At 38.8% G+C, this 14,496-nt stretch carries 11 protein-coding genes; 2 read left to right on the forward strand and 9 right to left on the reverse strand.

Annotated elements, in window-relative coordinates; all coding sequences use genetic code 11:
- Nucleotides 1-192: 192 nt before the first annotated feature.
- From ACQKNZ_RS14745 to ACQKNZ_RS14755, 3 genes are all read right to left on the reverse strand, one after another.
- Nucleotides 193-675, reverse strand: coding sequence for an NUDIX hydrolase (locus ACQKNZ_RS14745; RefSeq protein WP_154310068.1), 483 nt, complete (start codon nucleotides 673-675; stop codon nucleotides 193-195).
- 51 nt (nucleotides 676-726) lie between these two features.
- Nucleotides 727-2,571, reverse strand: coding sequence for an SLC13 family permease (locus ACQKNZ_RS14750; RefSeq protein ID WP_154310067.1), 1,845 nt, complete (start codon nucleotides 2,569-2,571; stop codon nucleotides 727-729).
- Nucleotides 2,572-2,755: 184 nt separating this feature from the next.
- A complete protein-coding gene (locus ACQKNZ_RS14755) occupies nucleotides 2,756-3,259 on the reverse strand; it encodes a GNAT family N-acetyltransferase (protein ID WP_191697610.1) in 504 nt (167 codons plus the stop codon).
- Nucleotides 3,260-3,402: 143 nt separating this feature from the next.
- Between ACQKNZ_RS14755 and ACQKNZ_RS14760 the strand changes: the two genes are divergently transcribed.
- Nucleotides 3,403-4,404 (forward strand): S66 family peptidase, encoded by a 1,002-nt coding sequence (locus ACQKNZ_RS14760; RefSeq protein WP_144539106.1) that lies wholly within the window; start codon nucleotides 3,403-3,405, stop codon nucleotides 4,402-4,404.
- A gap of 418 nt (nucleotides 4,405-4,822) precedes the next feature.
- Here ACQKNZ_RS14760 and ACQKNZ_RS14765 read toward each other — a convergent pair whose 3' ends face one another.
- The 3 genes from ACQKNZ_RS14765 to ACQKNZ_RS14775 are packed head-to-tail and all read right to left on the reverse strand — an operon-like array spanning nucleotide 4,823 to nucleotide 6,814.
- Nucleotides 4,823-5,569: an ABC transporter permease gene (locus ACQKNZ_RS14765; RefSeq protein ID WP_427660439.1), complete on the reverse strand. Its 747-nt coding sequence runs from the start codon at nucleotides 5,567-5,569 to the stop codon at nucleotides 4,823-4,825.
- On the reverse strand, nucleotides 5,566-6,285 hold the full coding sequence (locus tag ACQKNZ_RS14770) for an ABC transporter ATP-binding protein (RefSeq protein ID WP_427660441.1): 720 nt from the start codon (nucleotides 6,283-6,285) through the stop codon (nucleotides 5,566-5,568). Before ACQKNZ_RS14770 ends, ACQKNZ_RS14765 begins: the two co-directional genes overlap by 4 nt.
- Complete coding sequence (locus tag ACQKNZ_RS14775) at nucleotides 6,269-6,814, reverse strand: GNAT family N-acetyltransferase (RefSeq protein ID WP_225216122.1); 546 nt, start codon at nucleotides 6,812-6,814, stop codon at nucleotides 6,269-6,271. The genes ACQKNZ_RS14770 and ACQKNZ_RS14775 overlap by 17 nt, the downstream gene beginning before the upstream one ends.
- A 126-nt stretch (nucleotides 6,815-6,940) precedes the next feature.
- Here ACQKNZ_RS14775 and ACQKNZ_RS14780 point away from each other — a divergent pair, with 126 nt between their 5' ends.
- Nucleotides 6,941-8,308 carry an amino acid permease gene (locus tag ACQKNZ_RS14780; protein ID WP_144539114.1) on the forward strand — a complete coding sequence of 456 codons (1,368 nt, stop codon included), beginning with the start codon at nucleotides 6,941-6,943 and terminating at the stop codon, nucleotides 8,306-8,308.
- A 324-nt stretch (nucleotides 8,309-8,632) separates the two neighbouring features.
- Here the strand turns inward: ACQKNZ_RS14780 and ACQKNZ_RS14785 are convergent, their stop codons facing one another.
- The 3 genes from ACQKNZ_RS14785 to ACQKNZ_RS14795 form a co-directional block, all read right to left on the reverse strand.
- On the reverse strand, nucleotides 8,633-10,609 hold the full coding sequence (locus ACQKNZ_RS14785) for a S9 family peptidase (protein ID WP_151113044.1): 1,977 nt from the start codon (nucleotides 10,607-10,609) through the stop codon (nucleotides 8,633-8,635).
- A 204-nt stretch (nucleotides 10,610-10,813) separates the two neighbouring features.
- Complete coding sequence (locus ACQKNZ_RS14790; protein ID WP_151113042.1) at nucleotides 10,814-12,367, reverse strand: fatty acid--CoA ligase family protein; 1,554 nt, start codon at nucleotides 12,365-12,367, stop codon at nucleotides 10,814-10,816.
- 176 nt (nucleotides 12,368-12,543) lie between these two features.
- Nucleotides 12,544-14,478 (reverse strand): FtsX-like permease family protein, encoded by a 1,935-nt coding sequence (locus ACQKNZ_RS14795; RefSeq protein WP_144539118.1) that lies wholly within the window; start codon nucleotides 14,476-14,478, stop codon nucleotides 12,544-12,546.
- Nucleotides 14,479-14,496 lie beyond the last annotated feature (18 nt).

Below are 14,496 nucleotides of genomic sequence, written 5' to 3' on the forward strand. Positions count from 1 at the left end.
ATATTCAGCAGACGAATAAAAGGAAGATGTTTCTATTTTTATACCCCTTCTCTATACAAAAAAACAAAAAGAGCAAACCATGTAAAGGTTTGCTCTAGAATTTTTATAGAAATGTAAATTTATTTTAGCTATCGCTGACTGATGTTTTAAAACAATTTCAACAAACATCAACTCAAAAAAATATGCTAATCATTAAATATATCTATTTAGTTTTAATTCAAAGGTTGGGTTGGTTACATATTCCTTGTAAATTACTTTTCCTTCGAATTCTAGATAAGCTTGATATCTTAACCGAATTGCATCTGCAGTTATCATAGTTAGTACCTCATCCTTCGGCACCCATGCTACCTCAGACGTTTCTTCAGAGGTACAAAGACTTCCACCAATTGGTTTACAAACAAAGTCCATCATGATTTTAGTCGGAACATCTGTTACCCCATCATGCCATTTGTAGGTTCCTGTGTTGGAATATACACCGTATAGCGTTAATACTTCCACATCTATACCGCTTTCCTCTTTTACCTCTCGGATTAAGCCTTCGATAACATTTTCTCCGTTTTCGATTTGCCCCCCTGGATAAACCCATCCACCATGCTCTGTTTTCACTAAAAGAATGTTGCCTTTTTCATCTTCTACAATTCCGCCTGCAGCTAAAATATGCGTTGGCATATTCATCTTCATACCCCCTATTTGAAAAAAATTTCTATATAAGGGTATTTTACCATGTTACAGTGGGAAGAAAATAGGAATAAAAATCATCATGACGATGAACATGACTAACTGTAAAGGAATACCTGCCTTTACAAAATCGAAGAATTTATAACCTCCGGCTGTCATCACTAAAGCATTAGTCGGAGACGCAACAGGTGTTGCGAACGCCATACTAGATGAAACGGCAATGGCTATTAAGAAAGTATAAGGATTTGCACCCATACTAAGTGCTGCATTCATTGCAATTGGAGCAAAAAGAACGGCGGTGGCTGTGTTACTTATAAACTGACCAAATACCATTGTAATAAAATAAATACCTGCCAATACACCCAATGCACCTAAACCACCAAGGAGGTCAATTATTCCTTTAGACAGAATGACCATACCACCTGTATTTTCTAGAGCTGTAGCCATAGGTAGCATAGCTGCTATAAGAATAATACTTTCCCAGTTCATCTTCCCGTAAGCATCATCCATATTACGCAAGCATCCTGTTACGACCATTAATACTGCTCCTATTAAAACAGAAATTACGGCAGGGAATATTTCTGAAATCATCAATACAATCATTAGCACCATAATTGCTCCTGCAATAGGAGCCTTTCCGCTTGCTGCTGCCATACTTGCGTGTTCTTTTGGCTGTCCTACCACTACTACGTCATTTGTTGCCTTGGCTAAAAGCTCAATTTCCTCCCAGGCTCCTTGAATAAGCAAGGCATCTCCAAATCGCAGTCGTACGTTTGCCATCTCACTCAATACATAGTCACCCTTACGATTTATCCCCAATATATTTAGATTATATTTTTCACGGAAGCCGATGCTTGCAACTGTTTCATTAATCAGACTAGAATGTGGAGTCAATAATACCTCTGCAATTCCAAGCTGCTTAGAAACTAGCAAGTCTGGCATCGAATCGTCATCATCCACTTCCAGCAAATAATCCTTTGCCAAATCCTCGGTGTTTGTCAAAGAACCTTGAATATAGAGAACGTCCTTCGCCTGAATCGTACTTAGAGGACCTGCCATCTCTTGGTACGTCATTGGCAAAAGATTCATCCCTTCCATCGATTTACGATCAATCTTTAAAATAGCTAAATGATATTTCGCAGGTAGCTTTAAATCCGTTAATTTCTTTCCAATCATTAGAGAATGCTCAGGAACCTTCAAGCGATGCAGATTGCCCCCAAGCTCATAATCGACAGCTAGCTGTTTAGGTGAAAGCTTATGACCATCTCTGACTGCATCCTTCTTACTTGCTCTTGGTAGAACCCAATTTCTTGCCACAACAAAGTATAAGATACCTACAATAATAGCAATCACACCAACTGGAGTTATTTCAAAGAAACCAAGCTTTTCATAGCCATTGTCAACAAGCACTTGACTAACAATCAGGTTCGCCGGTGTCGCTATTAAGGTTAGCAAACCCGATAAACTACTTATATAAGAAAGTGGTATTAAATACTTGGACGGACTGCTATTGATGCTGATTGCAATACTGATGACAATTGGTAGCATTAATGCAACCGTTCCTGTATTACTCATGAAAGCCCCAACACTTCCTGTAATAAGTAACAGCAAAATAAATAATTTTTGTTCACTTTTTCCAGACCACTTGAGTAAAAGATTACCTGCGCTTTGGGCTAGTCCCGTTCTTACAATTCCTGCTCCAACGACAAATAATCCTGCAATCATAATTACAACGGAGTTAGAAAACCCTGCAAGCGCCTCTGAAGGGTCTAATACACCCGTAATAACAAATGCCAATAGTGCCAGTAGCGCCACTAAATCTGCTCGAATTCGATTGCTTATAAATAAAACGATACTAATCGCCAATATACTAAATGTTATTGCTAACTGCATATCTAAGTGAGCTCCTTCTGTTTTCGTCTCCTCTTATTATATAAAAAGTATGGACGAAGTAACCCCCAAATAAATCAAAGGTTGTTACAAATTAATATCAGAGCTTTAAAGAAGGAGTAAATAATAATGATGGGAAAGAGCAAAATGATTTGTTTACCAACTAACCAGCGTTTTCACATCTCTACTAACCTTTATTTACACTGTTATAGGCCGCATGAATGGCATCCCAATCATGTGGTCTAGCCATTCTCTTTTCTATGCTTTCTAATGGCTGAAATCCATATTGTTCATACAAGGTATGCGCATCCTTAGTTGCCAGATGGAAGTTTGTCCCCTTCAAATATGGATGGTTCACAATAATGCTCATTAGCCATTTACTAAGCCCTCTCCCTCTGTAATCAGGTAGAACAAAAACATCCCCTAGCCATGAATGTCTAACCAAGTCAGAAACTACTCGAGCAAATCCGACCAGTTTCGCTGTTCCAGATGTAGGATTTCCTTCATAAATTCCATAGCATAAAATTGAGTTCTCAATGGAGGCCTCGACCAAAACTTTTGTTACTCCTTTGAGCCAGTAGGAATCATTCGTTAAAAAATTATAAATGACGTCTATATCTAATAAACTCTTATCCGTACTAATATAAAAACCATTCTTTTCTATCAATATAGCCTCTTTAATATGTAACATTATTCATTCACATCCATTTTCTTCATTTTCATTTAAATATACTCTTTTCCAAATATAATTGTAAATACTTGTCTAAATTTTAAAAAAGTTATAGTTAGCGTTCTATATTTCTTTTATAGTATGTATAAAGGAGTGGAAGTTAAATGACATTATTAAACAGATTAGAAAAAGGAGATAAAATTGGAATTTATTCTCCCTCGTCGCCTATTACTTATTCCTCACCTAAGCGTTTCGAAAGGTCAAAGGCTTTTATTCGCTCAAAGGGTTTTGAGATAGTTGAAGGAAGCTTGACCGGAAAGCACGACCACTATCGCTCAGGAAGTATTAAGGATCGTGCAGAGGAATTAAATGAGCTAATCCGAAATCCGGAAATCCGTTGCATCATGTCCACTATTGGCGGTACGAACTCGAATGCAATTCTTCCATACATAGACTATGAAGCATTTAAGAAGGATCCAAAAATAGTAATCGGTTATTCTGATGCAACAGCCGTCCTTTTGGCGCTCTATGCCAAGACAGAAATACCAACCTTTTATGGACCTGCACTCGTACCTTCCTTTGGAGAATTTGAGCCTTTCGTCGATTATACATATGATTACTTCTCTCAAATGCTAATCGAGCAGCAACAAGCTCCGTACATTATTCCAACTCCTCCGTATTGGACAGACGAAATGGCCAATTGGGAGGATAAAACAAAGGATAAAGAGCAGCGAGACAACCAATGGATCTGCATAAATAAAGGAATTGCCGAAGGAAGACTCATCGGTGGCAACCTGAACGCGATGTATGGATTCTGGGGAAGCCCCTATATGCCAAGCATTAAAGAAGGCGATATCCTAATGATTGAGGACACCATGAAATCAGCCTCCATAGTAGAAAAAAACTTCAATTTATTGAAGGTCAATGGCGTTTTCGACCGAGTCGGAGGCATTATTTTAGGGAAGCATGAGCTATTTGATGATTCCGAAACGGCAAGACAACCATACGACATTCTCTTAGAAACCATTGGGGACCTAAACATCCCTATCCTAGCAGACTTCGACTGCTGTCACACTCATCCGATGCTAACGATGCCAATTGGTCGCAAGGTAAAGCTAGATGCTACGAACAAAGAAGTAACAATTATGGAACAATGGATTAACTAAAAGAGTGTAGCCCGTGAGCTACACCCTTTTAGTGTGGGTTTGTCTTTTAGGAGGTACAGATGTGGAGACCGTGGATGTGGATGGGACGTAGTGTTACGGGAAATGACACTGTTGCGGAGATGGAAGTAAGTGTTGTGAAAAACTTTGGGGAGTGTTGCGTGTAACTCGGAAAGTGTTGCAGTGAGGTGGACAAGTGTTGCGCAGAAGGTGCTTAGTGTTGCAGAGAGCATGAAATATTAAGTAGACTTGAGAGAACCTTGCGGTGATGGAGTAGAACATTGCAGAGTTGCGACCGAACCTTGCACTAATCGATTGAAACATTGCAGAGACGGAGCCGAACCTTGCACTAATGCTGTTTTATTCACAAAGTTCACTAACTTTTCCCCGTCCTTCAATGTCTTCTATATTTTCCAGTATATTAACTCTTCAAGCGTAAGTCCTTCGTGAATAAGTTTTTGTAGCAAAGCATACTTAGCATTATGCTTGTGATGGCAGAGGAGCTTGTAAATACGAAAATGATTAATATTTGATAGCGAACTGCTTCAACTGGGTCTGCTCCGGCAATAATCATTCCTGTCATCATCCCTGGGAGCTGGACTAGCCCCACTGTTTTCATGGCATCAATAGTTGGAATCATACTGAATTTAACTGAACGCTTTAGCACGTCTTGTACAGCTTGCCTGCTTGTAGCTCCGAGTGAAAGAAGTGCTTCTATTTCTCCCTTTGAAGTATCTGTCTCCCGTTTTAATTGAGTTAAAAATAACCCGCAAGCAACCATTGCATTACCGATGGTCATCCCACTTAGTGGAATGATATATTGAGGAGTCGCCTCAATAATATGTAGGCTGAGTAGCAACCCCATCATTAATATCTCCATTGTCGCGATCGACAAAATGATTCTCCAGACAACGCCAGTCATTCCCTTAGCACGTTTTGCCGCATTCATAGCTGCCACTACGATCATCACACATATTATTAAAATGATAAAAAATATATTCTCGGACTGAAACACAAATTGTAAGACGTAACCGACTGCTAATAATTGGACTGCAGCACGAACCGTTCCTACTGCAATATCTTTCTCCAAATCAAGCTTTTGCCAAACTGAAACTAGCATCGTAATAATCACGAATAAAAGAGTAAAACTAAGCGCTAAAAAACTCATTTGAACACCTCGTCCATCGAAACATCAAAAAATGAACGAGCATCAGTATCAATTGATAGCTTGCCATCCTCCATTAGCCATATCCGCTCACCAATACTCTTTGCCTGCTGGGTATCATGCGTGACAAGAATAAATGAAATGTCTTCTTCCTTGTGAAGCTTTAGAAGTAGACCCTCCACGTATTCCTTACTCTGCTGGTCAAGAGAAGCGGTTACTTCGTCTAATAATAGAATAGTTGGTCTTAACAGAAGTGATCTGATAAGAGCCACTCGTTGCTTTTCCCCACCTGATAAATCCTTCGCTTGCTTGTCCCAGCTGAGATGCTGGAGCCCCAACTGCACCATTAAACTTTTTGCATATTTCTCTGCGAAGGGTTTATCATGTAAACGACTTACTGTTTTCAAGTTATACTCTATAGTTCCTGGAAGCATAACCGGATGCTGAGACACATAAGCGATGTTCATTCTCCATTCACGAGCATCCTGAGATTTGGAGGAATTACCCTTATACTTTAATTCTCCTTGGTCAAATTCTTCCATTAAACCAATTGTGCGTAGCAGAGTGCTTTTTCCCTGACCTGACTTACCCAATAAAACCACCCGTTGCGGAGAGGTAATAATAGTAGTGATATTTTCAAACAAAAATGGACGATGACTATCCCCTTCTGTTTTCCAGTAATTTTTAGTTACACTATTTAGTTCAAGTAAATGATTCATTTTGTTCTTCCCATTCTTCTCTTAATAATCCCATACGGATAGAATCATAATAGACCCCATTATGTAAACGGCACTTTCTCATGCGCGCTTCCATTGTCATTCCTAACTTTTCTCCAACCTTGACCATTCGTTCATTGCCCGACCATGTTGTAAAACCAACACGTATCAGGGGCATTTCGTGAAAAAGATGATCAATCCACATTTTAAGCGCTTTGGTTCCGATGCCTGAATTCCAGAACATTGGATCGTAAATGAGGATCCCCATCTCTAACCACAGGGAAGCCTCATGCTCCCAATAATAACAAAGCGAACCTACTAAATCGTCGTTCACATATATCCCCCAAAAATCCTCTTGGTTCATGAAATAGTCTTTTTTCTGGATAAATTGTTCATATGTCATGGAAGTGTAGGGCTCAAAGGGGGCATCCCATTTTTTCCATTCTGGATAATCCTCTTTTAGGCTCAATTCCCATAAACGATATAATTCATCTTCTTTTACAGGTCTTATAATAATCTCTTGCACTTTCATGCCCCCTAACATACTTGCATATAATTTTATCACACTATTCTTTTTAAAGAATATTTCCTAAATAGTTTCTATTGTGGTAGAGTGTTATTTGTAAAAAAGTACATATGTAAAAGGAGTGCTACTCTCTTGGGTGGAAATCAGCAATTACAACGAGGCTTAGAACAACGGCATATCACCTTAATGTCATTAGGTGCTGCAATAGGTGTGGGGTTATTTTTAGGCTCCGCAACAGCCATTCAATTAGCTGGCCCAGCCATCCTAATCTCCTATATTATTGGCGGTCTAGCTATTTTCATCATCATGCGTGCCCTTGGGGAGATGGCAGTACATAACCCAGTATCGGGATCTTTTAGCAGATACGCAAAGGATTATTTGGGTCCACTAGCAGGATATATAACCGGATGGAATTATTGGTTTTTATGGGTAGTTACCTGTATGGCCGAAATTACAGCGGTTGGTGTATACATGAAAATGTGGTTTCCAGATACCCCATCATGGATTTGGGCATTAGCAGCTTTAGTTATCATGACATTAGTTAATTTGATAGCGGTTAAAGCATATGGAGAATTCGAGTTTTGGTTTGCGCTTATTAAAATCATAGCAATCCTTGCTATGATCTTCGTCGGACTTGGAGTTATTATTTTTGGAATCGGGAATGGCGGTGTAGCCGTAGGTATTAGCAATCTATGGACAAACGGTGGCTTTGCACCGAATGGGATTTCCGGCATTTTCATGTCCCTTCAGATGGTCATGTTCGCTTATTTAGGCGTAGAGATGATCGGGGTAACTGCAGGAGAAGCAAAAAATCCTAAAAAAGTTATTCCTAATGCTATCAATACAGTATTCTGGCGTATTTTATTGTTCTATGTTGGAGCATTGTTCGTCATTATGTCGATTTATCCTTGGAACGAAGTTGGAAATAATGGTAGTCCGTTTGTTTTAATGTTTGAACAAATCGGTATTGGACCTGCAGCGGGTATTATTAATTTTGTCGTATTGACTGCTGCTTTATCAAGCTGTAACAGTGGAATTTTTAGCACAGGAAGAATGCTCTTTAATCTGGCAGAGCAAAAGCAAGCTCCTGCATCCTTTAAAAGAATCAGTGGCACGGGCGTTCCTTCTAAAGCGATTATTTTTTCAGCTACGCTGTTATTAGTAGGCGTATTATTAAATTATTTAGTACCGGAAAAGGTATTTATTTGGGTAACGAGCATATCCACCTTTGGAGCTGTTTGGACGTGGGGAATTATATTATTATCCCAATTAAAATTCCGCAAATCCTTAACTAAGGGTGAAGTCTCAAGGCTTTCCTATAAGGCATTATTTTATCCATATGGTTCGTACATTGTGCTAGCCTTTTTAATATTAGTGCTTGGTCTTATGGCATATTTTCCTGACACTAGAGTTGCTGTAATAGTTGGACCGATTTGGATCATCGGCTTAGTTTTTAGTTATTACAAAAATGGTTTTCATAAAAAGTCAAATCAACGGTAAAAAAGAGGCCGGGACAAAACCCACCTTATAAATTCAAGAGTCCCGGAAATTTACTAATAGTAAATTTCCGGGACTCTTTTCGCTGTTCTCCGCAACCGCAGACGCTATCCTGTGGGTACATGTTGAGTCTCCCACGCGCTTATCCCCTAGGAGTCGCACCTTCGCTCCGAACAACTAAAATTTCTTCGATATCAAGTGAAAGAGGACATCTTTAGTTAAATTTATATTTACCAAAACGAAATTCATTCAGAATAAAGTATCAATCTACTCACAGCATTTTTACCTTGCTGAATCTACTTACGTCCCAGCCTCTTTTTCTTACTTCTAGATATATTTTTCAAACCAGCCAGTAATTTGTTCGAGTCTTGTTTGACGAAGGTTTGGTAGTCCAACACGCGACAAATTATGATCTGCTTGAGGAAAACGGACAAAGCTTGTTTCTTTCCCCATTCCCTTTAAAGTGATATAGAGCTGTTGCCCCTGCTCGATTGGACAACGATAATCATTTTCGCTGTGTAAAATAAGCAAAGGAGTTTCGACATTCACAGCATACTTTAAAGGAGATGCATCCCATAGCTTATCAATATCTGTCATGTCCGCACCAATTTGCCAAGGTGTGAAGTAATATCCTATATCGGAAACTCCATAAAAACTAATCCAGTTGGAGATAGAACGCTGGGTCACGGCTGCTTTAAAGCGATTCGTATGTCCGACAATCCAGTTAGTCATGAAACCACCATAGCTTCCTCCAGTCACCCCTAATCGTTCCTTATCAATCCAATCGTATTCAGACAATACATAGTCAACACCTGCCATAATGTCCTCATAGTCCCCTCCACCATAGTCACCTCTTACGGCATCTACAAATTCTTGACTATATGAATGGCTTCCTCTCGGATTTACATATAAAACACCATATCCCTTGGCTGCCAGTAGCTGCAGTTCGTGAAAAAATGTATTTGCGTACAACGTATGTGGACCACCATGAATCTCTACAACAAGCGGATATTTTTTCCCTTCTACATAGCCTGCTGGTTTAATAAGCCAGCCATGGACATCCCATTCTTTCGCTCCTTTATAAACAATCGCTTCCGGTTCGACAAGCTCTACTTCCTCTAAAAGCTTTTCATTGAATGAAGTAAGTGCTTTTCTTTCACCAGTCGTCAAATTAAGCCTAAATAATTCCCCGGGAAATACTGAATTGCTAATTGTACCAAGCGCAAAAGTGCCATCATTTGCAATATCGTAGCCGTATACATGCTCATTTTCAGGTGTTGCTGGATATAGTTCACCCTCTAAAGAAGCAAAATAGAGCCGCACATCTCCCATAGAAGAAAGCTGGAAATATAAATGGTTATCCTTTGTCCACACAACATTCGGTGCACTGGAACCTTGTTGTAAATCACCTCCAGCATAATCACCGACTGGCGCATCAATACCTTCTGTTAGTATTTCTTTTAAACCAGTTTGAGTATTATATACATACACTTCCGCATGGGTAGCATTTTGAAAAGTTCTATTCGCTCCAACAAAAGCAATATACTGATTGTCATAGGAAAAAGAAGCTCCGCCGAAATATCCATCCTCATCCACTAATAAGCTCTCTTCTTTTGTTTCCGTGTCAACCAAATAAATCGGTTGCTTAAATGAAAAGTCTTGATTTTCCTCTCTATTAACTCCAATGACTAATTTTTTGCCATCATAAGAGACTGCCTGAAGGCTATGTTGATGATTACCTTTTGTAAACTGTTCGATTTCTTCTGTTTCAAGATCGATTCTTCCAATTTGTCTATATACGTCCTGAGGTAATAATCCAACACCGTCTGCATGATATTTCATTTTATCTACTACGTATGCTTCTGGTTTCTTGTTTTCTTCTTTTTTAGGCTCATCATCCCAGTTTGCTCCCTCTTTTAAAGGTGCAACAAACCATATTTTCTTGCCACAAGGGGACCAATTAAAACTAGTAACTCCTTTTTCTAGATTAGTTAGCTTTTTTGATTCTCCACCTTTGGTTGATAATAAAAACAGTTGATTTTTATCTTCTCGGTTAGACAAAAAGGCTATGTATTTTCCATCGTTGGACCATCTAGGGGACGAAATATTTTCCTTTTGGTGTGTCCACTGGGTCACCTCATCTGTTTCTAAATTAACATGATACAAATATGCATAATATTTGTTATCCTTCTCACTCATCTCCGTACGGATAAACACTGCTTCCTTGTTAGATGGAGAAATTACAGGATTAGTGATGGACTGTAGCTTGAATAAATCCTTTGCTTCTAGCTTTCTTTTATTCATTCATTATTCCTCTCTTTCATTTCTGTATTTCCATTTATTTCGACATTCGAAATCAATACCCTTTATTTCACCTTAAAAATGAATCATTTTTTAATTTCCTAACATTATATCAAAGAAAACTAAGAGTACATTCTACTATGTGTCTAGTACTCTAGCATTTCATTGAACAAAAAATGCCTCCTATTTAGGAGGCACTTTGGCAGCTTATTTAGTTTTAGATGTTGGCTTCAAAGTACGACGCAATATTTTACCTGTCGTATTTTTAGGAAGCTCCTCTAAAAATTCTATACTCTTTGGTATTTTGTATTTTGCTAGTTTTTCAGCACAATAATCATGAAGTTGCTCCTCAGTTAAGGATTCATCCTTTTTCACAACGAAAGCAAGAACCTCTTCACCAAAGTTAGGATCTGGAACTCCAATGACTGCCGCTTCCACAATACCCGGATGCGCAAACAACACTTCCTCAACCTCACGAGGGTAAACATTGTAGCCACCTACGATAATCATATCCTTTTTACGGTCTACGATATAGAAATACCCTTCCTCATCTTGACGAGCTAGGTCTCCAGTATATAACCAGCCGTTTCGGATTGCATTTTCCGTTTCCTCAGGCATCTTATAATAGCCCTTCATGACATTTGGTCCACGTACAATCAGTTCGCCAACCTCTCCCACCGGTACCTCTTCCCCTAATTCGTTAACCACTTTGTTTTCTACATTAACGATAGAAGTACCAATAGAGCCCGCCTTACGGTCACGATCGATTGGGTTAAAGCAAGTAACTGGAGATGCTTCGGATAAACCATACCCTTCCGAAATACGAACTTTAAATTTGTCCTCAAAATTGTGTAAAAGAGCAACCGGTAAAGAAGAACCTCCGGAAATGGCTAAACGGATTGTAGAGAAATCCTCCACTTTTCCTTCTGGGAATTGATATAGGAAGTTGAACATCGTTGGCACACCTGCAAACACAGTTGCCTTCTGCTCTTTAATGATTTGGAAAACTTCCTGTGGACTGAATCTAGGAACTAATAAAATAGTAGCTCCCATTAATAATGGCGCATTCACAACAACTGTCAGTGCAAAAACGTGAAACACTGGAAGAGTCGCAACTATGCGATCGTCCGTGCTAAAGTTTAAATACTCAGCCACGTCACGAGCATTCGAATAAATATTGTCAAATGTCAGCATGGCACCTTTTGGATGACCAGTTGTCCCAGAGGTATATAAAATAATAGCTGTATCATCCGAATCTACATCCACTAGAGGCACTGCTTCAGCCGGAGTAGATATCAAATATGTAAACGATTTCACCTTTGGCTTTAATAGAGAGGGAAGAGCCGCTAGCTTCTCAGCTGTAGTTGGATCAGTCTCACATATTATATAATTCTCCACGGATGAAAAAACACCAGCTGCCTTTTCTACTAACGGTATAAAAGCATCTAACGCAATAATAGCTTTAGCGTCACTGTTTTTTACGATGTAGCTAATCTCATCTGGTGTGTAAATTGGATTGATCGGTACTGCAGTTGCCCCTAAACGCATCGAAGCATAAAGAGATATTAAAAAATGGGGTGAATTTCCGAGCAAGAAGCCAATATTGTCTCCTTTTTCTACCCCTAATGATTTCAAAGCTGCCGCAAAACGTTCTACGGACTGATTGAACTCTGCGTATGTTGTATCTTTCCCCATGAAATGATATGCAATTTTGTCCGGATTTTTTAATGCCCTTTGTTGAACGTGTGTCACTAAACTCATTTTTACAACTCCCATCTATTTTGAATGAATGGTCATTCATAATCCCCAATATTAATTATATAAGAAAAGTTTTGACAATTCAATATAAAATGAAGGTTTGCACCATTTGAGCGATATCTAATATGCCAACTAATCAAATGAGGAGCAAGGAAATCCCCCTTACTCCCACTTCAATTTTATTCTAGAATATGCGCGATATATCTCCATCTGATCAAGTAAAAATAGGAGAGCTGTATAATCGTGAAGGCTATTAACACTAATAGCATTTCTTTAGCTATAGATACGGCAGCTAGCTCTACCCAGAATGCCTGTAAAAATAAAAAAGAGAAGGTGCTATGAATCATTGCCAATCCCCATGGTAAGAAGAATTGCGGAATAAGCTGTCTATTGACGATTTTAACCAATTCCTGATCTGTTACTCCCATTCTTCTCAGTACATCATATTGCTTTTTATCTCTTTCTAAGTCTGTATAGAGCTTAAAGTAGACAAAGCTACCTGCCGCAAGGATGAGCACTGCTGCTACTAACAGTCCCGTAAAAAGAAGCAAGGAGAAGGTTGCACGAATAATAGAATAGTTTAAACCTGGATTTACATAATAAAATGGATTAGGATTCGTTCCTGTTGCATTTACCGTCTCATTCATAATTCGATCAAGATCCGTACCTATATCCTTGGTCCGAAGCCATTCAGAAACGTGAAAAGCATAAAAAGTCATCGATGATTCCTTTATCCCATAGCCCGTAAGTGGTTCGGTTATAAGCATATAATCCTCATCGCTAACTATTATGGATCTATTCTTAATAGCCAATGATGGGAATATTAGCTTTGTATAAATGCCTTGAATGCGAATAGGAATATTACTTTCCTCAAGGACTGTCTGTTCATTTTCGACCTGCACGCTACCAAAATCCTCTTTCGTATTCGGCACTAGCAAGGCCTGCCCCGATTGTAAATCAATAAATGGAATCTCGAGAGCGAGTGCTAGACTATTCACTTCAGACTCTTTAATAATGTTTATAGGATCTCTAGTGCTAGAAGAAGTCTGTATTTTCAAATGAAACTTAACTAAATCATAGGAAAGTCCTTCTCGTTGCAGTTCCCCTGTAAGTTTCATCACATGCTGCTGTTCAAAGGGGTTGTCCCAATCGCTTGAATAGAAGATACTTACGGGATTCAGCTCTCTAAACTGTGTCGTGAAAGAAGTAAAAGAAGTTACTATTCCCACTGAAAGAAAGGCTATACAGGAAACGATTGTTACTACAAAGAACATTTTAGCGTTCTCTCGTATTTTAATGGATGCATCTGCAAAAGCGATTAATCGAAAGGGATGCCAGTATAGTTTTTTCTTTTTCCTAATAACCTGTAACAAATATAATATGCTGTCCGTGTAAAAGTAATAGGTCCCCCAAAATGCGAGAATCACTATAACAAAGCTAAGTGCAATATGCATTTGAAATGCGGAGTAAATCACTAGACCATACGCAGTTAAAATGAGCACAAAGCCTAAAACTGCTCGCCACTTCTTATAAGAGGTAGGTCCCTCATCATTACTATAGCCTCTGAGCAGCTGTATAATGTCTCTTTTTCGAATAAACACTACACTACTGATGGATATTACAACAAACAACGTGACAAAAACAATAATTGTCAGTGCAAATGGTTTCCACGACAAATATAAAGGCAAACTATCCAGCAAGAAAAGCTCACGGATAACCATAAAAAAGAATTTAGAAAAGGAGAATCCAAAAAATATTCCTACTGTGACTGATATTAGCCCTAACAGCATCGTTTCTATGAAAATCATACGATTCAGCTGTTGCTTTTGCATTCCTAGATTCAATAGGACGCCAAATTCATGTGACCTAGCCTGAATAAATGCGCTCATCGAATAAAACAAAAAGAACAAAGTAAAAATGATTAATATAATCTCGGCAATAAGCATCCCACCAAATGCTATATCACGTAAAAACTGGTCTTCTATCTTTGGATGAAACATTAGCATCGTATAGACGAAGAACACCATGACAGAGAAGCTACTAGCTAGAAAAAAAGCCGCGTATACTCTGCTGTTCCTTATGACATTATGATAAGCAAATTGTTGAAAAGTCATTTACATTTCCACCTATTT

This window comes from Psychrobacillus sp. NPDC093200, assembly GCF_050280345.1.
Lineage (GTDB): Bacteria > Bacillota > Bacilli > Bacillales_A > Planococcaceae > Psychrobacillus > Psychrobacillus faecigallinarum.

Excerpts from the sequence above, each read along its gene's own strand:
- ACQKNZ_RS14755 (WP_191697610.1), bottom strand. The coding sequence starts at position 3,259 with ATGTTACATATTAAAGAGGCTATATTGATAGAAAAGAATGGTTTTTAT.
- ACQKNZ_RS14750 (WP_154310067.1), bottom strand. The coding sequence starts at position 2,571 with ATGCAGTTAGCAATAACATTTAGTATATTGGCGATTAGTATCGTTTTA.
- ACQKNZ_RS14745 (WP_154310068.1), bottom strand. The coding sequence starts at position 675 with ATGAATATGCCAACGCATATTTTAGCTGCAGGCGGAATTGTAGAAGAT.
- ACQKNZ_RS14765 (WP_427660439.1), bottom strand. The coding sequence starts at position 5,569 with ATGAGTTTTTTAGCGCTTAGTTTTACTCTTTTATTCGTGATTATTACG.
- ACQKNZ_RS14795 (WP_144539118.1), bottom strand. The coding sequence starts at position 14,478 with ATGACTTTTCAACAATTTGCTTATCATAATGTCATAAGGAACAGCAGA.
- ACQKNZ_RS14770 (WP_427660441.1), bottom strand. The coding sequence starts at position 6,285 with ATGAATCATTTACTTGAACTAAATAGTGTAACTAAAAATTACTGGAAA.
- ACQKNZ_RS14785 (WP_151113044.1), bottom strand. The coding sequence starts at position 10,609 with ATGAATAAAAGAAAGCTAGAAGCAAAGGATTTATTCAAGCTACAGTCC.
- ACQKNZ_RS14760 (WP_144539106.1), top strand. The coding sequence starts at position 3,403 with ATGACATTATTAAACAGATTAGAAAAAGGAGATAAAATTGGAATTTAT.
- ACQKNZ_RS14775 (WP_225216122.1), bottom strand. The coding sequence starts at position 6,814 with ATGAAAGTGCAAGAGATTATTATAAGACCTGTAAAAGAAGATGAATTA.
- ACQKNZ_RS14790 (WP_151113042.1), bottom strand. The coding sequence starts at position 12,367 with ATGAGTTTAGTGACACACGTTCAACAAAGGGCATTAAAAAATCCGGAC.